This is a genomic window from Pseudomonas sp. GL_090, from assembly GCF_057837765.1.
Genome location: NZ_CM174452.1, coordinates 6052837 through 6075859 on the forward strand (window position 1 = coordinate 6052837; position 23023 = coordinate 6075859).

Annotated in this window: 22 protein-coding genes; 9 read left to right on the forward strand and 13 right to left on the reverse strand. The window is 60.9% G+C overall.

Annotation, left to right across the window (positions count from 1 at the left end; all coding sequences use genetic code 11):
• Nucleotides 1-114 precede the first annotated feature (114 nt).
• The gene (locus AC3ITA_RS27410) at nt 115-861 is read left to right on the forward strand and encodes an NRDE family protein (RefSeq protein ID WP_489278904.1); all 747 of its coding nucleotides are present in this window, start codon (nt 115-117) and stop codon (nt 859-861) included.
• Between the two features lie 114 nt (nt 862-975).
• Here the strand turns inward: AC3ITA_RS27410 and ptsP are convergent, their stop codons facing one another.
• Together ptsP and AC3ITA_RS27420 are read right to left on the reverse strand one after the other, a co-directional pair.
• Nucleotides 976-3255: a phosphoenolpyruvate--protein phosphotransferase gene (ptsP, locus tag AC3ITA_RS27415; protein ID WP_095945331.1), complete on the reverse strand. Its 2280-nt coding sequence runs from the start codon at nt 3253-3255 to the stop codon at nt 976-978.
• A 22-nt stretch (nt 3256-3277) separates the two neighbouring features.
• On the reverse strand, nt 3278-3757 hold the full coding sequence (locus AC3ITA_RS27420; protein WP_003229203.1) for an RNA pyrophosphohydrolase: 480 nt from the start codon (nt 3755-3757) through the stop codon (nt 3278-3280).
• 143 nt (nt 3758-3900) lie between these two features.
• On the opposite strand from AC3ITA_RS27420, the gene AC3ITA_RS27425 reads away from it, so the two are divergent.
• On the forward strand, nt 3901-4557 hold the full coding sequence (locus AC3ITA_RS27425) for a histidinol-phosphatase (protein ID WP_095945332.1): 657 nt from the start codon (nt 3901-3903) through the stop codon (nt 4555-4557).
• A gap of 93 nt (nt 4558-4650) precedes the next feature.
• On the opposite strand, the gene AC3ITA_RS27430 is transcribed toward AC3ITA_RS27425, so the two are convergent.
• Entirely contained in the window at nt 4651-5076 is a 426-nt protein-coding gene (locus AC3ITA_RS27430; protein ID WP_095945333.1) for a DUF2269 domain-containing protein, read from the reverse strand.
• A gap of 41 nt (nt 5077-5117) precedes the next feature.
• Complete coding sequence (gene ilvA, locus AC3ITA_RS27435) at nt 5118-6632, reverse strand: threonine ammonia-lyase, biosynthetic (protein ID WP_008048261.1); 1515 nt, start codon at nt 6630-6632, stop codon at nt 5118-5120.
• Nucleotides 6633-6899: 267 nt separating this feature from the next.
• Here ilvA and rpiA point away from each other — a divergent pair, with 267 nt between their 5' ends.
• Nucleotides 6900-7574, forward strand: a complete 675-nt coding sequence (gene rpiA, locus AC3ITA_RS27440; protein ID WP_095945335.1) for a ribose-5-phosphate isomerase RpiA — start codon at nt 6900-6902, stop codon at nt 7572-7574.
• A 147-nt stretch (nt 7575-7721) separates the two neighbouring features.
• Here rpiA and AC3ITA_RS27445 read toward each other — a convergent pair whose 3' ends face one another.
• From AC3ITA_RS27445 to AC3ITA_RS27460, 4 genes are all read right to left on the reverse strand, one after another.
• Nucleotides 7722-8639 carry an SdiA-regulated domain-containing protein gene (locus tag AC3ITA_RS27445; protein ID WP_414929497.1) on the reverse strand — a complete coding sequence of 306 codons (918 nt, stop codon included), beginning with the start codon at nt 8637-8639 and terminating at the stop codon, nt 7722-7724.
• Between the two features lie 106 nt (nt 8640-8745).
• Nucleotides 8746-9672: an SdiA-regulated domain-containing protein gene (locus tag AC3ITA_RS27450; RefSeq protein ID WP_489278907.1), complete on the reverse strand. Its 927-nt coding sequence runs from the start codon at nt 9670-9672 to the stop codon at nt 8746-8748.
• Between the two features lie 257 nt (nt 9673-9929).
• Nucleotides 9930-10595, reverse strand: a complete 666-nt coding sequence (locus AC3ITA_RS27455; protein ID WP_095945605.1) for a fumarylacetoacetate hydrolase family protein — start codon at nt 10593-10595, stop codon at nt 9930-9932.
• Between the two features lie 38 nt (nt 10596-10633).
• Nucleotides 10634-12028: an FAD-binding oxidoreductase gene (locus tag AC3ITA_RS27460; RefSeq protein WP_095945604.1), complete on the reverse strand. Its 1395-nt coding sequence runs from the start codon at nt 12026-12028 to the stop codon at nt 10634-10636.
• Between the two features lie 206 nt (nt 12029-12234).
• On the opposite strand from AC3ITA_RS27460, the gene serA reads away from it, so the two are divergent.
• Entirely contained in the window at nt 12235-13464 is a 1230-nt protein-coding gene (gene serA / locus AC3ITA_RS27465; protein WP_095945603.1) for a phosphoglycerate dehydrogenase, read from the forward strand.
• A gap of 61 nt (nt 13465-13525) precedes the next feature.
• On the opposite strand, the gene AC3ITA_RS27470 is transcribed toward serA, so the two are convergent.
• On the reverse strand, nt 13526-13951 hold the full coding sequence (locus AC3ITA_RS27470; RefSeq protein WP_095945602.1) for a DUF4399 domain-containing protein: 426 nt from the start codon (nt 13949-13951) through the stop codon (nt 13526-13528).
• 135 nt (nt 13952-14086) lie between these two features.
• Here AC3ITA_RS27470 and AC3ITA_RS27475 point away from each other — a divergent pair, with 135 nt between their 5' ends.
• Nucleotides 14087-14671 (forward strand): transporter substrate-binding domain-containing protein, encoded by a 585-nt coding sequence (locus AC3ITA_RS27475; RefSeq protein ID WP_095945601.1) that lies wholly within the window; start codon nt 14087-14089, stop codon nt 14669-14671.
• Between the two features lie 142 nt (nt 14672-14813).
• Here AC3ITA_RS27475 and AC3ITA_RS27480 read toward each other — a convergent pair whose 3' ends face one another.
• Both AC3ITA_RS27480 and AC3ITA_RS27485 read right to left on the reverse strand, forming a co-directional pair.
• Nucleotides 14814-15299: a 2-thiouracil desulfurase family protein gene (locus AC3ITA_RS27480; RefSeq protein WP_095945600.1), complete on the reverse strand. Its 486-nt coding sequence runs from the start codon at nt 15297-15299 to the stop codon at nt 14814-14816.
• A gap of 2 nt (nt 15300-15301) precedes the next feature.
• A complete protein-coding gene (locus AC3ITA_RS27485; RefSeq protein WP_150672114.1) occupies nt 15302-15934 on the reverse strand; it encodes a 2OG-Fe(II) oxygenase in 633 nt (210 codons plus the stop codon).
• Nucleotides 15935-16042: 108 nt separating this feature from the next.
• Here AC3ITA_RS27485 and AC3ITA_RS27490 point away from each other — a divergent pair, with 108 nt between their 5' ends.
• Entirely contained in the window at nt 16043-16795 is a 753-nt protein-coding gene (locus AC3ITA_RS27490) for a DUF2059 domain-containing protein (protein ID WP_150672115.1), read from the forward strand.
• A gap of 49 nt (nt 16796-16844) precedes the next feature.
• Here AC3ITA_RS27490 and bipL read toward each other — a convergent pair whose 3' ends face one another.
• The gene (bipL, locus tag AC3ITA_RS27495) at nt 16845-17792 is read right to left on the reverse strand and encodes a phospholipase BipL (protein ID WP_095945597.1); all 948 of its coding nucleotides are present in this window, start codon (nt 17790-17792) and stop codon (nt 16845-16847) included.
• 96 nt (nt 17793-17888) lie between these two features.
• Here bipL and AC3ITA_RS27500 point away from each other — a divergent pair, with 96 nt between their 5' ends.
• A complete protein-coding gene (locus tag AC3ITA_RS27500; RefSeq protein ID WP_150672117.1) occupies nt 17889-18470 on the forward strand; it encodes a DUF6436 domain-containing protein in 582 nt (193 codons plus the stop codon).
• Nucleotides 18471-18580: 110 nt separating this feature from the next.
• Complete coding sequence (locus tag AC3ITA_RS27505; protein ID WP_414929493.1) at nt 18581-20980, forward strand: penicillin acylase family protein; 2400 nt, start codon at nt 18581-18583, stop codon at nt 20978-20980.
• 126 nt (nt 20981-21106) lie between these two features.
• Here the strand turns inward: AC3ITA_RS27505 and AC3ITA_RS27510 are convergent, their stop codons facing one another.
• Nucleotides 21107-22072 (reverse strand): GlxA family transcriptional regulator, encoded by a 966-nt coding sequence (locus tag AC3ITA_RS27510; RefSeq protein WP_095945586.1) that lies wholly within the window; start codon nt 22070-22072, stop codon nt 21107-21109.
• A gap of 290 nt (nt 22073-22362) precedes the next feature.
• Here AC3ITA_RS27510 and AC3ITA_RS27515 point away from each other — a divergent pair, with 290 nt between their 5' ends.
• Nucleotides 22363-23004, forward strand: a complete 642-nt coding sequence (locus tag AC3ITA_RS27515) for an HD domain-containing protein (protein ID WP_150672121.1) — start codon at nt 22363-22365, stop codon at nt 23002-23004.
• Nucleotides 23005-23023: the final 19 nt, after the last annotated feature.

Below are 23023 nucleotides of genomic sequence, written 5' to 3' on the forward strand. Positions count from 1 at the left end.
CAAAACCGGAGCGGCATGGTAACGGATGCACGGCCTCAAGCTCCACTGCGCAAGGCGATGGATCGATGAGCGATGTCTGCGTAGAGTGAGCAAAAAACACACAAGGACAGCCTGATGTGCCTGATTGTTTTTGCCTGGCGACCGGGTCATGCCCAACCGCTGGTCGTGGCGGCCAATCGCGATGAATTCTACGCCCGCCCCAGCCTGCCGCTGGCGCCATGGCCCGAAGCGCCGCATGTGCATGCGGGGCGCGACCTCGAGGCCGGTGGCACCTGGCTCGGTGTCGGCGCCAACGGACGTTTTGCGGCGCTGACCAACATCCGCGATCCCCATCGACCGCCGGGGCGCAAGTCTCGTGGGGAGCTGGTCGCGCGATTCCTTGAGGGGGATTGCTCGATTGATGACTATTTGGCCGACGTTGTCAGACGTTCGCCTGAATATGGCGGGTTCAATCTGTTGGTTGGCAATAGGAACGAGCTTTGGCACTTCAATGCCCGGGAGACGCAAGCAGTGATGCTGCAACCGGGCATCTACGGCGTGTCGAACGCCGGGCTGGATACGCCGTGGCCGAAGCTGCTCAAGGCCAAGGCTGCATTGAGCGAGGTACTGGATGATCCGCAGCCTCAGGCACTGCTGGCGTTATTGAGCGATGCGCAGACCGCGCCGTTTGCCGAGTTGCCGGATACCGGTGTCGGGCTGGCCACCGAAACGTTGCTGTCGAGCGTGTTCATTGCCAGCCAAAGTTATGGAACCCGGGCGAGTACGGCGTTGATTGTGCAGACGGATGGGGCGCTGCATATGGTCGAGCGCAGTTTCGGGCCGTATGGCGGGCATCTTGGGGAAGTGGAGATCAGGCTTTAGTCTTGTGTTGCCAGGTCCGGCCTCATCGCGAGCAGGCTCGCTCCCACAGGGGATTTGCGTCGTTCACAGATCCAATGTGGGAGCGAGCCTGCTCGCGAATGGGGCGCCGCAACTCTAGAGGGGCTTGATTGCTGCCGGATTGATCATCCGCGCCAACCCGAGGTTCTTCAGCGCCAGTTGCAGCGAGCTGTGAATCACTTGCGGGTTGTCGATGGTCATCAGTTCCGCCAGCAACTCCCTGGCCTTGCTCAGGTTGATCTGGCGCAGCATCCACTTCACTTTCGGCAGGTTGGTGGCGTTCATCGACAGGCTGTCGAAACCCATTGCCATCAACAGCACCGCCGCCGCCGGATCACCGGCCATTTCACCGCAGATACTCACTGGCTTGCCTTCGGCATGGGCATCGCGCACAACAGTTTGCAACGCTTGCAGCACCGCCGGGTGCAGGTAGTCGTAGAGGTCGGCCACCCGCGGGTTGTTGCGGTCCACGGCCAACAGGTACTGGGTCAGGTCGTTGGAACCGACCGACAGGAAGTCCACTTGCCGCGCCAGTTCCTTGGTCTGGTACACCGCCGCCGGAATCTCGATCATCACGCCAATCGGCGGCATCGGTACGTCGCAGCCCTCGTCACGGACTTCGCCCCAGGCGCGGTGGATCAGGTGCAAGGCTTCTTCCAGCTCGTGGGTGCCGGAGATCATCGGCAGCAGGATGCGCAGGTTGTTCAGGCCTTCACTGGCCTTGAGCATGGCGCGGGTCTGCACCAGGAAGATTTCCGGATGGTCGAGAGTGACGCGAATGCCGCGCCAGCCGAGGAACGGGTTGTCTTCCTTGATCGGGAAGTACGACAGCGATTTGTCGCCGCCGATGTCCAGGGTTCGCATGGTCACCGGTTGCGGATGGAACGCGGCCAGTTGTTCGCGGTAGATCGCCAGTTGTTCCTTTTCGCTCGGGAAGCGCTGGTTGATCATGAACGGCACTTCGGTGCGGTACAGGCCCACGCCTTCGGCACCGCGCTTCTGCGCGCGCGCCACATCCGCCAGCAGGCCGGTGTTGACCCACAGCGGCATGCGGTGGCCATCGACCGTTACGCACGGCAGATCGCGCAGCGCATCCAGCCCCAGGGCCAGTTGCTTCTCTTCCTCGACCACCTCGGCGAACTGCTTGCGCAGCACTTCACTCGGGTTGGTGTAGACCTCGCCGTGGTAACCGTCGACGATCATCTGGATGCCGTCGACCTTGGAGTACGGCAGGTCGACCAGGCCCATCACGGTCGGGATGCCCATGGCGCGGGCGAGGATGGCGACGTGGGAGTTACCGGAGCCAAGCACCGACACCAGGCCGGCCAGCTTGCCTTCCGGCACCTCGCCGAGCATCGCCGGCGTCAGTTCTTCGCTGACCAGAATAGTGTTGTCGGGGTAGACCAGGGTTTGCTGGCGCTCTTCCTGCAAGTAAGCCAGCAAGCGACGGCCGAGATCCTTCACGTCCGAGGCACGCTCGCGCAGGTAAGCGTCGTCCATCAATTCGAAACGGTTGACGTGATCGGTGACCACCTGGCGCAACGCACCCTGGGCCCACTGGCCGGTCTTGATCACGGTGGTGACTTCGCTGCCCAGCGCTGCATCGTCGAGCATCATCAAGTAGACGTCGAACAAGGCCCGCTCTTCCGGGCGCAACTGCGTTGCTAGCTTGGCGGACAGCGCGCGCATGTCGGCGCGTACGCCTTCGATGGCGGTCTTGAACAGCTTGAGCTCGGCTTCGATGTCGCTGATGGCTTTGTCCGGCACCACGTCCAGATCGGCCGGTGGCAGCATGACCACCGCCGTACCGACCGCCGCACCTGGCGAACCCGGCACGCCAATGAACTTGGCTTCCTGAATGCCCTTGCCCTGACGACCGAGGCCACGGATCGAACCAGTGGCTTCGGCGTGGGCGATAACACCGGCGAGCTGCGCGCTCATGGTCACGAGGAAGGCTTCTTCCCCTTCATCGAACTGGCGACGTTCTTTTTGCTGGATGACCAACACGCCGACGACGCGGCGGTGGTGAATGATCGGCGCACCGAGGAACGAGGCGTAGCGCTCTTCACCGGTTTCGGCGAAGTAGCGGTAGCGCGGGTGGTCCGCGGCGTTTTCGAGGTTCAGGGGTTCTTCACGCGTGCCGACCAGACCCACCAGACCTTCGTTGGGGGCCATGCTGACCTTGCCGATCGAGCGCTTGTTCAAGCCCTCGGTGGCCATCAGCACGAACCGGTTGGTCTCCGGATCAAGCAGGTAGACCGAGCAGACCTGGCTGCCCATGGCCTCTTTGACGCGCAACACAATAATCCCCAACGCCGCCTTGAGATCCTTGGCGGAGTTAACTTCCTGGACGATCTTGCGCAGCGTATTGAGCATGGCTCGGGGTCGAACTCCGTCGTCAGTCGCGCGCTAAAAGGCGCGGGGCAAGCTCTTTGAGAGCGCGTCGATACACCTCGCGCTTGAATGTCACCACCTGGCCCAACGGATACCAATAGCTGACCCAGCGCCAGCCATCGAACTCCGGTTTACCGGTCAAATCCATCCGCACCCGCTGCTCGTTGGAGATCAGGCGCAGGAGAAACCATTTCTGTTTCTGGCCGATGCACAGCGGTTGGCTGTGGGTACGTACCAGACGTTGCGGCAAACGATAGCGCAACCAGCCCCGGGTGCAGGCGAGAATTTCAACATCTTCGCGCTCAAGGCCAACTTCTTCGTTCAGCTCGCGGTACAAGGCGTCTTCCGGCGTCTCCTCGGGGTTGATCCCCCCCTGCGGAAATTGCCAGGCATCTTGATTGATTCGGCGAGCCCATAGCACCTGGCCGGCGTCATTCGTCAGAATGATCCCGACATTGGGGCGAAAACCATCGGGGTCGATCACGGCAACAACCTCGCAAACGCATGTCGCCGCATTGTTCCACAAAGGTTGTGAAGGCGGCAACGAAGGTTCCTACCTTATGTGCACTCTTGTGAAAAGACCGTATTCTTGTCGCCTTTTTACTGACTTTTCAGCGGGTAACTGTAATGCGCCTGGCTTTATTCGATTTGGACAACACCCTTCTGGGCGGTGACAGCGATCACGCCTGGGGCGATTACCTGTGCGAGCGCGGCTTTCTCGACGCCGTCGCCTACAAGGCACGCAACGATGAGTTCTACCAGGATTACCTGGCCGGCAAACTGGATAACGCTGCTTACCTGAACTTCTGCCTGGAAGTCCTCGGCCGCACCGAAATGGCCACGCTGGATCAGTGGCACAGCGATTACATGCGCGACTGCATCGAACCGATCCTCCTGCCCAAGGCCATCGAGTTGCTGGCCAAGCACCGCGCGGCCGGGGACAAACTGGTCATCATCACCGCCACCAACCGCTTCGTCACCGGGCCGATTGCCGAGCGCCTGGGCGTCGAAACCCTGATCGCCACCGAATGCGAAATGCTCGACGGCCGCTACACCGGGCGCAGCACCGACGTGCCGTGCTTCCGCGAAGGCAAGGTGACGCGATTGAATCGCTGGCTGGAGGAGACCGGGTTTACGCTGGAAGACAGCTACTTCTATAGCGACTCGATGAATGATTTGCCATTGCTGGAGCAGGTGACTCATGCGGTGGCGGTTGATCCGGACCCGAATCTGCGGGCCGAGGCCGAGAAGCGGGGTTGGCCGGTGATTTCGTTGCGCGACTAAAATTGCTATCGCGAGCAGGCTCACTCCTACATTGGAATGCGTTCCCCTGTAGGAGTGAGCCTGCTCGCGATTGGGTCGATACAGTCTTCAGCCTTAAACAGGCTTGGCCCCCATCAACCCGGCAATGGCGATAAAGCAGACAAAACTGAACAACGCCAAGGCAAAGGTGAATTTCCCCACGCCACCCGGCGTCTTGCGCAGTTTGTTCAGCCGCACCAGCAGCCAGAACCACGCCAGTGTCGCCACGGTGTACAGCACGCTCGACGCCAGCAGCCAGGTCTGCCCCAGTGGCCAACCCACCAGATGCACCATCCACCAGCCGGTAAACGGCATGCTCAGCAGCGCCAGGCCCATCAGCAGCCAGACAAACCCCCTTGGCCGCTGCAATGTACGACTACCCGCCGTCGCGTCACCCTTGCGCCGCGCAAGCAAAACCCAGATTCCCAGCCCCAGCGCACAAGCCAGCAGTACAACCGTTGCCACCATGTGCGCCGCTTTCAGGGCCGTTAACGTTTCCATTGTCAGATTTCCTTAATTGCCTTGCCCGTCAGCATAGCCGTTCAGCCAAGAAACAGCTGATAGGCCGGGTTGTCGCTTTCATCCCAGTACGGGTAACCGATTTCTTCCAGTGCCGCCGGCACCAGGTGGCGCTCGTCGTGGGGCACTTGCAGGCCCGCGACGACACGGCCATCGGCCGCGCCATGGTTGCGGTAGTGGAACATCGAAATGTTCCAGCGCCCGCCCAGCTTGTTGAGGAAGTTGAACAGCGCGCCCGGACGCTCCGGGAATTCGAAACGCAGGATCACTTCATCGACCACGTGCGCCGCACGTCCGCCCACCATGTGGCGGATGTGCAGCTTGGCCAGTTCGTTGTCGGTCAGGTCCAGCACCGGGAAACCCTGTTCGCTCAGGCTGGCGATCAACGCGCTGCGCGGGTCGTTTTCCGGGTGAGTCTGTACGCCGACGAAGATGTGCGCTTCGCTGCCGGTGTTGTAGCGGTAGTTGAATTCGGTGATCTGGCGCTTGCCAATGGCCTCGCAGAACGCCTTGAAGCTGCCTGGCTTCTCGGGAATGGTCACGGCGATGATCGCTTCGCGGCCTTCACCCAGCTCCGCACGCTCGGCGACGTGGCGCAGGCGATCGAAGTTGACGTTGGCCCCGGAGTCGATGGCCACGAAGGTCTGGCCGCTGACGCCACGCTGCTCGACATATTTCTTGATCCCGGCCACGCCCAAGGCGCCGGCAGGTTCGGTGATCGAGCGGGTATCGTCGTAGATATCCTTGATGGCGGCGCAGATTTCGTCGGTGCTGACGGTGATCACTTCGTCGACATGGTCTTTGCAGATGTCGAAGGTGTGCTGACCGATCTGGGCCACCGCAACGCCGTCAGCGAAAAGGCCCACGGTCGGCAGCACCACGCGTTCGCCAGCCGCCATGGCGGCTTGCAGGCAATTGGAATCATCCGGCTCGACACCAATGACCTTGATGTCCGGGCGCAGGTACTTCACATAAGCCGCGATGCCGGCGATCAGGCCGCCGCCGCCCACCGGGACGAAAATCGCATCCAGTGGCTGCGGGTGCTGGCGCAGAATCTCCATCGCCACGGTGCCCTGCCCGGCAATGGTGTGGGGGTCGTCGTACGGGTGAATGTAGACGTAGCCTTTTTCGTCGACCAGTTTCAGCGAGTAGGCCAGGGCTTCCGGGAACGAATCGCCGTGCAGCACCACTTTGCCGCCACGGGAGCGCACGCCTTCGACCTTGATCTCCGGGGTGGTCTTGGGCATGACGATGGTCGCTTTCACGCCCAACACCTTCGCCGCCAGGGCCAGGCCCTGGGCATGGTTGCCCGCCGACGCGGTGACCACACCGCGAGCGCGCTCTTCGTCGCTCAACTGGGTCAACTTGTTGTAGGCGCCGCGAATCTTGAAGGAGAACACCGGCTGCAAGTCTTCGCGCTTGAGCCAAATGCTGTTGCCCAGCCGCTCGGAGAGCTGACGGGCGGTCTGCAACGGAGTTTCTACGGCAACGTCATAAACGCGCGAGGTGAGGATCTTTTTGACGTACTGTTCAAGCATCGGAAAGCATCACTGAGCGGGTTGGGCGGGACCACGGAGTCTAACCCGCATTTTGGCCGCACGACCACCTGTTGTAGGAGCGAGCTTGCTCGCGAAAAACGCAATGGCACCGCTGCACATCTATTTTCACGCGTTATCGTTCACGACCATCGCGAGCACGCTCGCTCCTACAAGGAACGGTCGACCTGCCAATCGGACAATGACCTTCCCTGCCTCGAAGCCTATAATGCCGGCCTTTCGTCCCCTCCTCGGCACTCCGGAGCCCGCATGAACCAGGATCAACTCAAACAGGCAGTGGCTCAGGCCGCCGTCGACTTCATCCTTCCGAAACTCGACGACAAGAGCATCGTCGGGGTCGGCACCGGCTCCACCGCCAACTGTTTCATCGACGCGCTGGCCAGGCACAAGGGCGCATTCGACGGTGCCGTCGCCAGCTCCGAAGCCACCGCCGCGCGCCTCAAGGGCCACGGGATTCCGGTGTACGAACTGAACACCGTCAGCGACCTGGAGTTCTATGTCGACGGCGCCGATGAAAGCGACGAGCACCTGAACCTGATCAAGGGCGGCGGCGCTGCCCTGACCCGTGAGAAGATTGTCGCGGCCGTGGCCAAGACCTTCATCTGTATCGCCGATGCCAGCAAGCTGGTGCCGGTCCTCGGTGCTTTCCCGCTGCCGGTGGAAGTGATCCCGATGGCCCGCAGCCATGTGGCTCGCGAACTGGTGAAGCTCGGCGGCGACCCGGTTTACCGCGAAGGCGTGCTGACCGACAACGGCAACATCATCCTCGACGTGTTCAACATGCAGATCACCAATCCGGTGGAACTGGAGACGCAGATCAATGCGATCGTCGGCGTAGTCACCAATGGTCTGTTCGCGGCGCGTCCGGCGGATCTGTTGTTGCTGGGTACGAGCGAAGGCGTGAAGACACTGCGCGCCGAGTAAGCCAATCTGCCCACCTGATTTGAGGGCAGACGAAATACCTGTGGGAGCGAGCCAGCTCGCGATAACGGACTGTCAGTTGAAATCAATCTCGACTGATACACCGCTTTCGCGAGCAAGCTCGCTCCCACATTGGTATGGGGTGTTGGTTTAGAGTTGCGCGGGTTTCTTGAACACGTAGAACAGATTCGGCTCGCTGACGATATACAACGCACCGTCGTCGTCCACGGCGATCCCCTCCGCTTGCGGCACGGTTTTTTGCAGGCCATGGCGTCCCTTGCTCAATGACATTGTGCTCAATGGCCGCCCATCCACATCCAGTTCCAGAATCAATCGCGACTCATCCGACAGCGCCAGCAAATGCCCGCTGCGCTCGTCGTATTGCAGGCTCGACAGATCCCGCACGAACATCCCGGCATCACGCTTGGGGTCGTTGATCACATGCACCGAGTAGGATTCTTCAGGATTGAAGCGCGGAAAACCGTGCACCTCGTAGATCAGCATCGGGTTGCGCTCCTTGGCGACGAACAGGCGCTTGCCCACAGAATCGTAAGCCAGCCCCTCGAAGCCCTTGTTGCCGCCCATGTGTACGCCAATGGTCATCTGCTCGGCGTCTGCCGCATCGACGAAAGTGGTGTCCTGCTCCAGACGAATCTTGATCAGCCGCTGCTGGCTTTCGTCAGTGACCACGTAGATGTCCTCGCTGATGAACTCCACCGCCTCCGGATCGCCGAAACCGACCAGCGCCACACGACGCAAGATCCTGCCGTCGAGGGACAACTCGACCAGCTCGCTCCGTTTGTTGGTGACGGTGAACAGGCTTTTGCGCACCGGGTCGTAGGTCAGCGCTGAAACGTTGTCGGCCAGGCCATCGATCACCTGCGCCTCGGTCACGACCTGATATTGGTCCAGGCCCATGGACCGGGAACTCACCGGCTGCCACAGCGCATGCAGATTGAACCAGGTGCGCTCGAACAGGCGCATGTACTGGGCGATCGCTATCAACGCGATCAGCATGACCACCGACAAGATCAGAATCAGGGATTTGGGGCGGGCAAATCGACGCATTCGGGCGGGCTCGGGTCAAAACAGGCGGATGAAATATCACGCCCGTCTGAACTGAAGCTTAATGGCCGCTGGCCTTTTACGTACAGGCAATCAGCGCAGGCGTTGGTTACTTCTGTTTTTCGAAGCGATAAAACAGATTCGGTTCACTCACCATGTACAGCGTACCCGCTTCATCCATGGTTACGCCTTCGGCACGGGGAATGGTATTTTTCAGGCCGTTGAAGCCACGCAGCAGGGTGATGAAACTGACCTGCTCACCCTTCTTGTCCAGCTCCAGCAACAGGTGCGAGTCGGCGGACAACACCAGCATGTGGCCGGTCCGTGGATCGACGGCCAGGGCAGACAAGTTGCGCATGTCCAGTGCATGGCTGGCCAGTTTCAGCTTGTCGCCGGTCAGGACCTTGCCATCGCCTTTCCAGGCAAACAATGCCGGCGGGCGCTCTTCGCCCAGCAACAGTTGCTGATTGCTCGGGTCCCAGGTGACAGCCTCAAAGGCCTTGTTCTGGTCCTTGGAAGGCCCGAGGTCGTACTTCGGGAAATCGGCGATGTTCAGTTCGCGGGTGTCGGCATCGACCTTGACGATAGCGATCAGATGCTCGCGCTCATCGACAATGGCCAGCCGACCGTCACCCAGCACCGTGACGCCCTCAGGGTTGCTCCAGCCGACCAACGGCATTTTGCGCAACACATCGCCCTGCAAGTTCAATTCGACCAGGAACGGGTTCTTGCCCATGACCGAAAACAGCGTCTTGGTCTGTGGGTCGTAGGCCACGTCCGATGCTTCATCCTTCTCCATGCCCGGCAACGGCTTGGCATCGATCACCGCCCGATAGTCGGGGAGCCAGATACTGGACTGACGCTCGGCCGGGCTCTTGAATTGCTCTTTCACCCAGAGCACGCCCCGGGAATCCCAGTGCATGGCGAATGCAACACCGTAGGCGACAACAGCCACCAACAGCAGCCAGGTGTGCCAACGCAGGGCGAAGCGCGAGCGGCGGGCAGGTTCAAGCATGGAAAGCGGAGGAGTGGCCATCGGGGAATGCGTTCCAGAAATTCAGGCTAGGGGTAATAGCACAGTTTGGGGCCGGCTCAGAGGCCAATAGCCCTGAAATTATCCAGACCGGATGTGAAAAAAACGGGAAATGACAGGGCGGGCAATCTACATGCCACGGCAAAACCAATGTGGGAGCGAGCCTGCTCGCGATGGGGGCGTGTCAGCCAACAAAGATATTGGATGACACACCGCTATCGCGAGCAAGCTCGCTCCCACAGGGTACAGCGGTGTTACAACTAGCGAACGCTGCTGGTGAAACTGCTGGCGCCCGGCAATTCCAGAACGATCTCGTCACCGACATTCAGCGGACCAACGCCCACCGGCGTGCCGGTGAGGATCACGTCCCCGGCCTGTAACGAGAAGCAGCCGGCCATGTGCTGGATCATTGGCACGATCGGGTTGAGCATTGCGCTGCTGTTGCCGTCCTGGCGCACTTCACCGTTGATGGTCAGGCGGATGCCGATGTCGGTCAGGTCGGCAAAGGTGCTGCCGGACACGAACGGAGCCAGCACTGCCGCACCATCGAAGGACTTGGCGATTTCCCAGGGCAAGCCCTTGGATTTCAGTTCGGCCTGCTTGTCGCGCAGGGTCAGGTCCAGGGCAGGAGCGAAACCGGAGATGGCGTCGAGCACTTCTTCACGGCTCGGCTTGGTCGACAATGGCTTGCCGATCAATACCGCGATTTCCGCTTCGTAATGCACCGAACCGCGGTCGGTCGGAATGCTGAAACCGCCTTCCAGCGGCACCACGCAACTGCCCGGCTTGATGAACAGCAGTGGCTCGGTCGGCACCGGGTTATCCAGTTCCTTGGCGTGTTCGGCGTAGTTACGGCCGATGCACACCACTTTCCCCAGCGGGAAGTGAATGCGCGTACCGTCGACATACTGGTGCTGATAGCTCATTACCGACTCCTGCTTCTTTGGCTCTTAAAGTTCGAAAATCAAACAGCGAAAATCTTGCCCGGGTTCATGATGCCGTTCGGGTCGAACACCGCCTTGACCGCTTTCATGTACTCGATCTCGACCGGCGAGCGGCTGTAGGTCAGATAGTCACGCTTGGTCATGCCCACGCCGTGCTCGGCAGAGATCGAACCGTTGTACTTCTCGACGGTTTCGAACACCCACTTGTTGACGGTGGCGCACTTGGCGAAGAACTCATCCTTGCTCAGGTCATCCGGCTTGAGGATGTTCAAGTGCAGGTTGCCGTCGCCGATGTGGCCGAACCAGACAATTTCGAAGTCCGGGTAGTGTTCGCCGACGATCGCGTCGATTTCCTTCAGGAATGCCGGAACTTTCGATACGGTGACCGAGATGTCGTTCTTGTACGGCGTCCAGTGGGAAATGGTTTCGGAGATGTATTCGCGCAGCTTCCACAGGTTCTGCAGTTGGGTTTCGCTCTGGCTCATCACGCCGTCCAGCACCCAGCCTTGCTCGACGCAGTGCTCGAAGGTTTCCAGGGCGTGGTTGGCCACTTCTTCGGTGGTCGCTTCGAATTCCAGCAGCGCGTAGAACGGGCAATCGGTTTCGAATGGCGCCGGTACATCGCCACGAGCCATGACTTTGGCCAGGGCTTTGTCGGAGAAGAATTCGAAGGCGGTCAGGTCAAGCTTGCTCTGGAAAGCGTGCAGCACCGGCATGATCGAGTCGAAATCGGTGGTGCCGAGAACCATCGCGGTGAGGTTTTTCGGCGCGCGGTCCAGGCGCATGGTCGCTTCGACCACAAACCCCAGGGTGCCTTCGGCGCCAATGAACAGCTGGCGCATGTCGTAGCCGGTAGCGTTCTTGATCAGGTCACGGTTCAGTTCCAGCACGTCACCCTTGCCGGTGACCACTTTCATGCCAGCGACCCAGTTACGGGTCATGCCATAGCGAATCACCTTGATCCCGCCGGCATTGGTGCCGATATTGCCACCAATCTGGCTCGAGCCGGACGATGCGAAGTCCACCGGGTAGTACAGGCCTTTTTCTTCAGCGACGTTCTGCAATTGCTTGGTGACCACGCCCGGCTGACAAACAGCGGTGCGGTCGGTGAGGTTCACGTCGAGGACCTGGTTCATATAGTCGAAGGACACGACCACTTCGCCACTGGCTGCCACCGCAGCGGCAGACAACCCGGTACGACCGCCGGACGGCACCAGCGCCACCTTGTGTTTATTGGCCCACAGGACAATGGCCTGGACCTGCTCGGTAGTCTTGGGGAACACGATGGCAGTCGGGGCCGGGGCGAAATGCTTGGTCCAATCCTTTCCGTAAGCATTCAGGGAGTCGGCATCGGTCAGCACCTTGCCAGGCTCAACCAGGGTCTTCAGCTCTTCAATCAGGGCAGGATTGGTCATCGACAGAACTCTCGAACAATTCATGGTCATCCTGAGAACGCTTCACGTCGCAGGAATGAGTGTTTAGCGGGGTGCATATGCTAGCATAACGACCCCGCAGGATAGTGCCCAAGGGCTGTTCTGCGGTGACGGCTTTCCTGCCGTGCGGGTCAGCTCCGGGCTGCTCCCTTTCCTGCCATTTTTCTCCGGGATACAGGTTTACGCAGATGAGCAAGACTTCTCTCGATAAGAGCAAGATCAAGTTCCTTCTTCTCGAAGGCGTCCACCAATCGGCTGTCGACGTCCTCAAGGCGGCGGGCTACACCAGCATCGAGTACCTCACTGGTTCTCTGCCGGAAGCCCAGCTCAAGGAAAAGATCGCCGATGCTCACTTCATCGGCATTCGCTCCCGCACTCAACTGACCGAAGAGATCTTCGATCACGCGAAGAAGCTCGTGGCTGTAGGGTGTTTCTGCATCGGTACCAACCAGGTCGACCTGGACGCTGCCCGCGAACGCGGCATCGCGGTGTTCAACGCACCGTACTCCAACACCCGTTCCGTAGCGGAGCTGGTGCTGGCCGAAGCGATCCTGCTGCTGCGCGGCATCCCTGAGAAGAATGCTTCCTGCCACCGTGGCGGCTGGATCAAGAGCGCGGCCAACTCCTTCGAGATCCGCGGCAAGAAGCTGGGCATCGTCGGTTACGGCTCGATCGGTACTCAACTGTCGGTCCTGGCGGAAGGCCTGGGGATGCAGGTGTACTTCTACGACACCATCACCAAGCTGCCACTGGGTAACGCCACTCAGGTAGGCAACCTGCACGAACTGCTGGCGATGTCCGACATCGTTTCGCTGCACGTACCGGAAACCGCCGCCACCCAGTGGATGATGGGCGAGAAGGAAATCCGCGCCATCAAGAAAGGCGGCATCCTGATCAACGCCGCCCGTGGCACCGTGGTCGAACTGGACCACCTGGCGGACGCGATCAAGGACAAGCACCTGATCGGCGCGGCCATCGACGTATTCCCGGTGGAGCCACGCTCCAACGACGAAGAGTTCGAAAGCCCGCTGCGTGGCCTGGACAACGTGATCCTGACCCCGCACATCGGTGGCTCCACCGCTGAAGCCCAGGCCAACATCGGTCTGGAGGTGGCGGAAAAGCTGGTCAAGTACAGCGACAACGGTACTTCGGTATCGTCCGTGAACTTCCCGGAAGTGGCCCTGCCGGCTCACCCTGGCAAGCACCGCCTGCTGCACATCCACGAAAACATTCCGGGCGTGCTTAGCGAGATCAACAAGGTCTTCGCCGAAAACGGCATCAACATCTCCGGTCAGTTCCTGCAGACCAACGAGAAAGTCGGCTACGTGGTAATCGACGTCGACGCCGAGTACTCGGACCTGGCGCAAGAGAAGCTGCAACACGTCAACGGCACCATCCGTAGCCGTGTGTTGTTCTGATCACGACCTGAGCGACAAAAAAGGGAGCCTTCGGGCTCCCTTTTTCATTCACGCAACAACGTTACTTGACGTTGACGGTGATCTTCTCGGAAACGATCGGTGGATCGAACGGCATGTGGTTGCTATCGCCCAGTTCAAGCTGCAAGGTGTGTTTGCCCGGCGTGAGCGTTATTTCAGCCTGGGTCTGCGCACCGCCGAAATGCAGGTGGTTGGCATCCTTGGGGATCGGCGCACCGGCGGCCGGCAGCTCATCGACGTCAATCAGCACGTGGTGATGACCGGTGTTCTTGGTGGTATCGCCCGCCGGTGCCAGGGCAATGTTCTCGACCGCGAACTTGACGACGACTGTCTGCGGAATCGTCGCACCGTCCTCGGGAGACACGATGGACACTTCGGCACCTTTCGGAGCCGGGGTTGCAGCACTGGCCAGCACCGAAACACCCATCAACACGCCAGCCAAAGCAGCACGTGACATAAAGGTTTTCATTCTCTTCTCCAGTTTTTCCGTAAAATCCGCGTGACCATGACAACTTCATGGCCATTTGTTGTCGAAGGCACTCGACAACCATAGCAAAGCGAGCCTGAATCAGAGGGTCGCGATAATAAATTCAAAGGAGTGACCATGCGCTTTCTGCCTGGCCTGATCTGCCTGCTACCCCTTTTGAGCCCTTTGGCTCATGCCGAACTGATAGATGACGTCAACGACCGGGGCGAATTGCGCATTGCCGTTGAAGCCAACACTCCCCCATTCAATTTCAAGGATGACGACAGGCTCACCGGCTTCGAAGTCGAACTGGGCCAACTGCTGGCAAGTGAACTCGATGTCCGGGCCGACTTTGTCGTCACCGACGGCAGCGATCTGTTGACCGGCGTCGAAAGCGGCAAATACGACATCGCTATCAACCACATAGCAGTGACCCCGGATCTCAAGGATCGTTTCGACTTCAGCGAGCCTTACATTCAAACCCATGCGCAATTGATCGCGCAGAAAGAAGAGCCGCGCTCCATTTTGCTGGTGCAGTCGCTGACGCAAGAGAAGCCCAAATCCGACCCGGCCGTGAGCCTGGCGATTCCGTTTCAGAAGGGTAATCCGGCGTTCCATGCCAGCCTGGAGAACGCGCTGCAGCGGATCAAGGATGACGGGCGACTGCAAGCGTTGGAGCAGAAGTGGTTGGGGGCGGAAGCGGGTGTGGTACCCAAACCTTGAAGTTGTTGCAGGTCTGGACTGAAAGCTGATCCTGTAGGAGCGAGCCTGCTCGCGATGGCGGCCTGACATTCAAACATCCATGTTTGCTGGACTGGCCTCATCGCGCGAGCAGGCTCGCTCCCACAGTGTCTTGTGTCGCTCGTTAATCGAGTGTTGCCAATGCCCGCGCCGCTTGCGGCAACTCCAGCTCACTGAACACCTGCACCCCGTGGCGCTTGAGTAGCGCCGCCGTCACGCCCTCGCCACTGACCTTCACGCCGCTGAACGTCCCGTCATAGGTCAGCAGATTGCCGCAGGACGGGCTGTTGGCCTTGAGGACGGCGATGCGGATGCCATACTTCTGCACCAACTCCAGTGCCTGATACGCCCCCGACAGAAACTGCGCACTGACGTCCTCGCCCTCGGTGGTGATCACCAACGCCTGGCCATCGAGGACTTGCGTGCCCTGCCCGCCTGGAATTTCCGCCGCCGCCCGAGGCGTTGGCAAACCGCCGGCCACTTCCGGGCACAACGGCACGACCCTGCCCTCGTCAAGCCACTGCTGAAGTTGATCGAACGGCCCGCTGGCCCCGCCGTCGTAACGAACCCGATGGCCCAACAGGCAACGGCTGACGAGAATTTTCCGCATGATCAGAACGGCTCGTTGCCGCGCCGGCGGAACCAGCCGGTCAGCGACAGGCGATCCCGGGTCGCGGGCAGGACTTCGTGGGGAACCTCGCCGGAGAGAAACACCACCAGGCAGCCACCGATAGGTTGCACGTCCTGGACGCGATCATTGTCGAGGTACATGCGCAACTGGCCACCGTGTTCAGGAAGCCAGCCGTCATTGAGGTAAACCACTGCCGAAATCATGCGCCGGTCGTCATCGCGAAAGCGGTCGACGTGCTTCAGATAGAAGGCTCCGGGCGGGTACATCGCAAAATGGCTTTCGAAATCCTCCAGGCCGAGAAACAGACCACGATTGATCGCCTCGCGAAGGCTGTTCATCAAACCCAGGTAGCTGTCGCACGCCTCGGCCTGGCCGGGGTCGATCCACTGGATATGGTCGCCACGAATCCCCTCGCGGATTTCCGAAAACGGTCCACGGCCCACGGCGGCCGGAGCCAGCTCACCCTCGGCGGCACGCTTGCGACACTCGGCCGCCAGCGCCCGGGTCAGATCCAGAGGCAGGAAAATATTCTGCTGCGACCAGCCGTGCTCGGCCAGGTCGTCGACAATTCGTAGCAGCAGCGGGTGATCAGAGGATATTTGCATGGCGCGCATAGTATTCCTGTGCCCGGAAATCCGACAGAGCCGCGCAGCGGGTTGATACGAATTCTCGACAAGCAGGGGTGCCGCACGGAGAATAGTCGCCTGCTGACAGGAGTCCCTATGCGCCGTTTGCTTTTATCACTGCTGATGTTCTGCGTTTTGCCCGCCTGGGCAGACGGCCACGACCAGTTGTACAAGGTCGCCGGCTGGCCGGAACAACGCGCGCATTTCAGCGACGCCCTCTCGGCCGCTCAGCAACGCTACCAGGGTAGCCTGCCACCGGCGGTGTTTCAGGCACTGGTCAATAACAGCAATCAGCGTTTTTCCGCCAAGGCGATGGACCAGCGTGCCGAAGCGCAATTGCGCAAGAACCTCGCCGACCCCAAACCTGCGTTGACGTTTTTCCAGTCGCCTTTGGGCAAGAAGGTCGTCGCCGCCGAACTGCTGGCGACCCGTCGCGACCAACTGGCGAAAAACGCCAAGGGTCTGCCGAAGATGCAGGCCAGCGACAGCCGCCTGCTGATCATCGGCCACTTGGCACAAGCCCTGCCCGCACGCGAGGCCGGCGCGGAAGTCAGCCTGGCGATTGCCGGCGTCGCCGCCGACAGCTTGAGTTCGATGATCCCGGGGTTGCTCGGTGCCGGTCAGGCCCAGGGCATGCTCAACGGCCAGCGCCAGCGCCTGATGGACCAGATTGGCAGCGACCTGAACAACACGCTGCTGTATGTCTATCGCGACCTGTCGGACAACGAACTGGAAGAGTTCGCGACCTTTGCCGAATCGACGGAAGGCCAGGCTTATTATCAGGCCGCATTGGCTGCGATTCGGGCGGGGTTGGCGGTGGGGCAGAGCAATTCGAATCTGACCCAGTGATCTTCGGCAGCCTCTAGATAGCTTGCTCGCGATGGGGCCGGAACTGGCGCTAAGGATTTCGGCCCTTGATCCGCCTGGTCAAAAACCCGAAATACTCCTCCCGCATCACCAGTGTTTCATTCGCCAGATGATGCCGCGCCTCGGGCAGCATCAGCACCTGCGGCCGATCAAACTTGCCCCGCAACACTTCCAGGTTGTGCTCCCAATCCACCGTCATGTCAGCCTGCCCCTGCACGATCAGCGGCCGGCGGGTACTCATGGGGGCGGCCTCGATACGTTTTATCCAGCGTGCCAATGCGCCCACCCAGGCTGTCGGCAGGCGCAGCGGCTGCAACGGATCGGCTTGCAGGAACGGCAGAAAGGCCGGGTCGTTGGAGTTCTCGCTAAAACGCCGGGCAATGGCTTTGACGAAAGGCTTGAGCACGTAATAACTCAGCTGCGACCAACCCCACGCCCGCGGCCGCACCAGCGGCGACAGCAGAATCACCTGGCCTTGGGCCGGGCTGCTCGCCCCCGCATTCAACACATGATCGATCACGATCGCCCCGCCGGTGCTCTGCCCGCAGAGGTGCCACGGTTGCGGCAAATCAAGGGATTGCGCCTCGCCGAACAAGCCTTGCAATGCGTCCTGATACTCGGCGAAATCCTTGATGCTCGCCCGTTCGCCGCTGGACAAGCCATGCCCCGGCAAGTCGCAGGCGATCACCGCAAAGTCCTGGTCCAACGCCCATTCGATCACATGCCGGTAGAGCCCGGTGTGGTCGTAGAAACCGTGGATGACAAACAGCGTCGCCTTCGCCCGCTCGGGCCACCAGAACTGGCTGACCAGCTCATAACCGTCGACCTCGAATCGCCCAAGGCCGCTGCGCACCTGACGCGGAGCAAAATCCAGCCCGTAGAATCGCTGGTAAGCCTGCGCCTGCGCCGACAACGGCTGCCCGGCCGCCAATGGCAGCAGACTTGCACGTAGAAGATCGGGGTCGAAAGTGGCCGGCATGGACGATTCCAGAACGTGAAACGGACTTTATAGGCCTGCGATATTCATCTGTCGCGGCAAGCATGGCAAGCTAGCCGACCTTCGAGGACTGAACCGATGCGCTCGCCCTTTCGCGCCACCCTGTTTGCCTGCCTGCTCGCCGTGGTGTGTGCCGGCATGTTGTGGGCGGCCTACAACTGGTTCCAGGGGCGTTACCTGCGGGCGTTCAGCGAGCACACCGCGATGTTTTCCGGCGATCCGCTACGCCTTCCCGAATCCCTCGCCGGCCCCGGCGCCATCCGCCTGGTGCACTTCTGGGACCCGGCCTGCCCGTGCAATGTCGGCAATCAACAACACCTGACCGAACTGGTCGAGCGCTACGTTCCCCATGGCGTGGAATTCTATGCCGTGCAAAAACCCGGCAGCCACGGCCAGTTGCCGGGCACCTTGAGCAACCTGAAAACCATCGACGTCCTGCCCGGTTCCGAACAGATCCCCGCCAGCCCGGCGGTGGCGATCTGGGATCGCAGCGGCAAACTGGCGTACTTCGGCCCCTACAGCGAAGGCCTGACCTGCAACTCGAGCAACAGCTTTATCGAACCGATCCTGCAAGCGCTGGATGAGGGGCGTGCGGTGAGTGCCACGCACACACTGGCCGTGGGGTGTTACTGCCCGTGGCCTGTCGAGCCAACTAAATAGGGAAAGACTCGCCAATACGAATCCCTCCTACGGGCGATGCATCCAACGCAGGGGCCGTGTTAAACAGTGGCACCAGGAATTGCCGTCACTCATAACAACAAGGAGTCCCCATGAAACACAGCCTGACCGCTCTCGCTCTGTTGATCGTCATGCTGGCCGCCGGAGCCGGCGGGTACCTCTACAGCAAGCAGCCGTCACGCCAGGGCATGGTGGAACTGCAACACCTGCAAGGCTCCGTCACCGTGCGCTACGACGAGCGCGGCGTCCCGCATATCCGAGCCGACAACGAAACCGACCTGTACCGCGCCCTCGGCTATGTGCAAGCCCAGGACCGCCTGTTCCAGATGGAAGTCCTGCGTCGCCTGGCCCGTGGCGAACTGGCTGAAGTGCTCGGGCCGAAACTGCTCGATACCGACAAACTGATGCGCAGCCTGCGCATCCGCGAACGCGCCGAAACCTACCTGGCGAACCTCGACAAGCAGTCGCCCTCCTTCATCGCCATGCAGGCCTACCTGGATGGCATCAACCAGTATCAGGGCAGCCACGCCAAACCCGTGGAGTTCGATGTGCTGGGCATTCCAAAACGCCCGTTCACGGCCCAGGACACCATCAGCATCGCCGGCTACATGGCCTACAGCTTTGCCGCCGCGTTTCGTACCGAACCCTTGCTGACATTCGTTCGCGATCAACTGGGACCTGAATACCTGAGCGTCTTCGATCTCGACTGGCAGCCCAAGGGCGTGCTCAACGGGACCGGCACCACTCTGGCCAGCGTCGACTGGAAGGACCTCAACGCCCTCGCCCGCCTGAGCGAACAAGCCCTGGCTGACAACGGCCTGCCACAGTTCGAGGGCAGCAATGCCTGGGTCGTCGCGGGCAGCCGCACCCAAAGCGGCAAGCCGCTGCTGGCGGGTGATCCGCATATCCGCTTTTCCGCGCCGTCGGTGTGGTACGAAGCGCAACTCTCTGCGCCGGGCTTCGAACTCTACGGCCACTATCAGGCCCTGATGCCGTTCGCTTCGCTGGGCATGAACCACGACTTCGGCTGGAGCATCACCATGTTCCAGAACGACGACCTTGACCTGATCGCCGAGAAGGTCAACCCGGACAACCCCAATCAGGTCTGGTATCGCGACAAGTGGGTGGACATGACGACCAGCGAGCAGCAGATCGCGGTCAAGGGCCAGGCACCGGTGACGCTGGTGCTGCGCCAATCGCCCCACGGCCCGATCGTCAACGATGCCTTGAGCAGCGGCGCCGGAAAAACGCCGATTGCCATGTGGTGGGCGTTTCTCGAAAGCCAGAACCCGATCCTGGAAGGTTTCTACCAGCTCAATCGCGCCGACACCCTGGCCAAGGCCCGCGGTGCCGCGTCGAAAATCCAGGCCCCGGGCCTTAACGTTGTCTGGGCCAATGCCAAGGGTGACATCGGCTGGTGGGCGGCGGCGCAATTGCCTAAACGCCCGGCGGGTGTACGCCCGTGGTTCATCCTCGACGGCAGCACCACCGAGGCGGACAAGGACGGCTTCTACCCGTTCACGGCCAACCCCCAGGAAGAAAACCCGGCGCGGGGCTACATTGTCTCGGCCAACTTCCAACCAGTGTCGCCGACCGGCATGGAGATTCCCGGCTACTACAACCTTGCCGACCGTGGCCAACAGCTCAATCGTCAGCTCAGCGACAAAGCGGTCAAGTGGAATCTGGAAAACAGCCAGAAGCTGCAACTGGGCACCACTACCGCTTACGGCCCACGCTTGTTGGCACCGCTGTTGCCGGTATTGCACGAAGTGGTGAGCGATCCCGCCGAACTCAAACTGGTGGAGCAACTGGCCCAGTGGCAAGGCGATTACCCGATCGACTCGACCAGCGCCACGCTGTTCAACCAGTTTCTGTTCAACCTGGCTGACGCGACGATGCACGATGAGCTGGGTAACGACTTCTTCGAAACACTGCTCTCGACCCGGGTGATCGACGCCACGCTCCCCCGCTTGGCCGCCAGCGCCGATTCACCGTGGTGGGACAACCGCACCACCCAGGGCAAGGAAACCCGGGGCGATACGGTGAAGACCGCCTGGCAAGCCAGCCTCGCGCACCTCAAGAGCACCCTCGGCGCAGACGCCTCGCAATGGCAGTGGAGCAGCGCGCACACATTGACCCATGGCCATCCGTTGGGGCAGAAAAAGCCGCTGGACCTGTTCTTCAATGTCGGCCCCTTCGCCGCACCGGGCAGCCATGAAGTGCCGAACAACCTCTCGGCGAAGATCGGCCCGGCTCCGTGGCCTGTCACCTACGGCCCTTCGACCCGGCGCCTGATCGACTTCGCCGACCCGGCCCACAGCCTGACCGTCAACCCGGTCGGCCAGAGCGGCGTCCTGTTCGACAGTCACTATGATGATCAGGCCGAGGCCTACATCGAGGGGATGTACTTCCAGGCGCATCTCAATGATGAAGAAGTCACGGCCAATGCCCGCAGTACCTTGAAGCTGTTGCCGGCGCGGGCTGCGCCATAATTCGGTGTCGACAGGACTGGCCTCATCGCTAGCAGGCTAGCTCCCACATTGGTCCGGTGCATGCAGATCCATTGTGGGAGCTAGCCTGCTAGCGATGGGGCCCGCAAGACCAACGCAACTCCTGGCTCAAACCATCGCCGCAAAATGCAACCTGAACTGCTGCGGCGTCACTCCCAATCGGCGATTGAACACGCTGCGCATGTGCTGAGCATCACGAAAACCGCATTGATAGGCCACGGTCTTGAGCGGCGCGCGGGTGCTTTCCAGCAGCGTCCGTGCCGCATCGACCCGTGCGCGCTCAACGAACTCGGCCGGGGTGATTTTCGCTTCCCTGGCGAACACCCGGGAGAAGTTGCGCGCACTCATGTTGGCGGCATTGGCCAGGTCAGCGATCGTCAGGTCGCCCGTCAGATTGGCCAGCACGTAATGCTGGACCATTGCCACCGCAGAAGTAGGTTCGGCGTGGGGCGTAAGGAACGGGCTGAATTGCGACTGCCCGCCCGAACGCTGGGTGAACACTACCAGTCGCTTTGCGACGCTCAGTGCAACTTCCGGCCCGTGATCCCGGCCCAACAGATACAACGACAGATCGATCCCCGCAGTGACACCGGCCGAGGTGAACAGCTCACCGTCCTCGACATACAGCCGATCCGCTTCCACCCGGGACGAGGGACACAGCGCCGCCAGATCCGAGGCGTCCTGCCAGTGCGTGGTGACCGTGCGCCCCTCCAGCAACCCCGCCCGAGCGAGCATGAACGCGCCGTTGCAAATCGAGCCAAAGCGTTTGGCCCGCGCACAGGCATCGCGCAACCAGCCATCGAATGTCATGCCGAAATCCATGAACGGCAACTGCGGCCCGCCAGCCACCAGCAACAGGTCATACGGCTCCAGCGCTTCGCTGAAATGCCGATGGGCATTGAGTGCCAAACCGTTGGAGCACGCCATCACCCCGCGCTCGACGCCGATCACCTCAAGACGATAGTGATCTTGCGCAGCAAGAAAACGATTGGCCTCGGAAAACACATCCATGGGGCCGGTGACGTCCAGCGACTGGACGCCAGCGAACACCACGATGGCTACGGTTTTACTCATGGTTCGAAACGCCTCTCATGGCACTGAATGCAACGCTCACCTGTAGGAGCGAGCCTGCTCGCGATGGACGTCAACGATGACGGGGGCTGTCTGGATGTACGCGGTGCCCTCACGTGCATCGCGAGCACGCTCGCTCCTACAGGGTCTGCGTGCACCCTAGCCAATCCACGCCCAACAAGCGAGGTTGGCGCGATATGCATGCTCATTGGCCGGGATCGCAGCCATGGATCGATTGTCCGGTTTCGGGGACCGGAACAGACTGAAACCCTCATCACGACGAGGAAAATTCCATGAGCACCACCATCGCCGGCATCAGGATCCCCGACAGCGCACTGGCCAAGGCCACCACCGAATACATCCGTGACATCGAGTCCGACCTGCTCTACCACCACTCGCGTCGGGTCTTCCTGTTCGGCGCACTGAGCGGCGAGCGCAAGCAACTGGCCTACAACCCGGAGTTACTGTACGTCGGCGCGATGTTCCATGACCTGGGCCTGGTGCAAGGTCATCGCAGCGACAACGAGCGCTTCGAAGTCGACGGTGCCAACGCCGCAGCGGCGTTCCTCAAGCCCTACGGGTTGAGCGATGACGACATCGAACAGGTCTGGCTATCGATTGCCCTGCACACCACCCCGGGCGTGCCCCGGCACTTGCGGCCTACCGTGGCGCTGGTCACGGCGGGCGTCGAGATGGACGTGCTGGGCATGGACTACGCAGCATTTTCCAGCGCGCAGCGCGAAGCAGTGGTGCATGCGCATCCACGGGGCGAGGGATTCAAGGAGTGCATCATCTGCGCGTTTGCCGACGGCTTGCGTCATCGCCCCCAGACCACGTTCGGCAATGTGAAGACTGATGTGCTGGTGGATCAGGAGCCGGGGTTCAAGCCGATGAACTTCGTCGAGGTCATCCGCAAATCTCCCTGGATTGCCTAAAACCACTGTAGGAGCGAGC

Excerpts from the sequence above, each read along its gene's own strand:
- AC3ITA_RS27480 (WP_095945600.1), bottom strand. The coding sequence starts at position 15,299 with ATGCGGAAAATTCTCGTCAGCCGTTGCCTGTTGGGCCATCGGGTTCGT.
- AC3ITA_RS27430 (WP_095945333.1), bottom strand. The coding sequence starts at position 5,076 with ATGGAAACGTTAACGGCCCTGAAAGCGGCGCACATGGTGGCAACGGTT.
- AC3ITA_RS27410 (WP_489278904.1), top strand. The coding sequence starts at position 115 with ATGTGCCTGATTGTTTTTGCCTGGCGACCGGGTCATGCCCAACCGCTG.
- AC3ITA_RS27425 (WP_095945332.1), top strand. The coding sequence starts at position 3,901 with ATGCGCCTGGCTTTATTCGATTTGGACAACACCCTTCTGGGCGGTGAC.
- bipL (WP_095945597.1), bottom strand. The coding sequence starts at position 17,792 with ATGCCGGCCACTTTCGACCCCGATCTTCTACGTGCAAGTCTGCTGCCA.
- AC3ITA_RS27445 (WP_414929497.1), bottom strand. The coding sequence starts at position 8,639 with ATGCGTCGATTTGCCCGCCCCAAATCCCTGATTCTGATCTTGTCGGTG.
- AC3ITA_RS27475 (WP_095945601.1), top strand. The coding sequence starts at position 14,087 with ATGCGCTTTCTGCCTGGCCTGATCTGCCTGCTACCCCTTTTGAGCCCT.
- AC3ITA_RS27500 (WP_150672117.1), top strand. The coding sequence starts at position 17,889 with ATGCGCTCGCCCTTTCGCGCCACCCTGTTTGCCTGCCTGCTCGCCGTG.
- AC3ITA_RS27515 (WP_150672121.1), top strand. The coding sequence starts at position 22,363 with ATGAGCACCACCATCGCCGGCATCAGGATCCCCGACAGCGCACTGGCC.
- AC3ITA_RS27490 (WP_150672115.1), top strand. The coding sequence starts at position 16,043 with ATGCGCCGTTTGCTTTTATCACTGCTGATGTTCTGCGTTTTGCCCGCC.
- AC3ITA_RS27485 (WP_150672114.1), bottom strand. The coding sequence starts at position 15,934 with ATGCGCGCCATGCAAATATCCTCTGATCACCCGCTGCTGCTACGAATT.
- AC3ITA_RS27460 (WP_095945604.1), bottom strand. The coding sequence starts at position 12,028 with ATGACCAATCCTGCCCTGATTGAAGAGCTGAAGACCCTGGTTGAGCCT.
- ptsP (WP_095945331.1), bottom strand. The coding sequence starts at position 3,255 with ATGCTCAATACGCTGCGCAAGATCGTCCAGGAAGTTAACTCCGCCAAG.
- AC3ITA_RS27450 (WP_489278907.1), bottom strand. The coding sequence starts at position 9,672 with ATGGCCACTCCTCCGCTTTCCATGCTTGAACCTGCCCGCCGCTCGCGC.
- AC3ITA_RS27470 (WP_095945602.1), bottom strand. The coding sequence starts at position 13,951 with ATGAAAACCTTTATGTCACGTGCTGCTTTGGCTGGCGTGTTGATGGGT.
- ilvA (WP_008048261.1), bottom strand. The coding sequence starts at position 6,632 with ATGCTTGAACAGTACGTCAAAAAGATCCTCACCTCGCGCGTTTATGAC.
- rpiA (WP_095945335.1), top strand. The coding sequence starts at position 6,900 with ATGAACCAGGATCAACTCAAACAGGCAGTGGCTCAGGCCGCCGTCGAC.
- serA (WP_095945603.1), top strand. The coding sequence starts at position 12,235 with ATGAGCAAGACTTCTCTCGATAAGAGCAAGATCAAGTTCCTTCTTCTC.
- AC3ITA_RS27510 (WP_095945586.1), bottom strand. The coding sequence starts at position 22,072 with ATGAGTAAAACCGTAGCCATCGTGGTGTTCGCTGGCGTCCAGTCGCTG.
- AC3ITA_RS27455 (WP_095945605.1), bottom strand. The coding sequence starts at position 10,595 with ATGAGCTATCAGCACCAGTATGTCGACGGTACGCGCATTCACTTCCCG.
- AC3ITA_RS27505 (WP_414929493.1), top strand. The coding sequence starts at position 18,581 with ATGAAACACAGCCTGACCGCTCTCGCTCTGTTGATCGTCATGCTGGCC.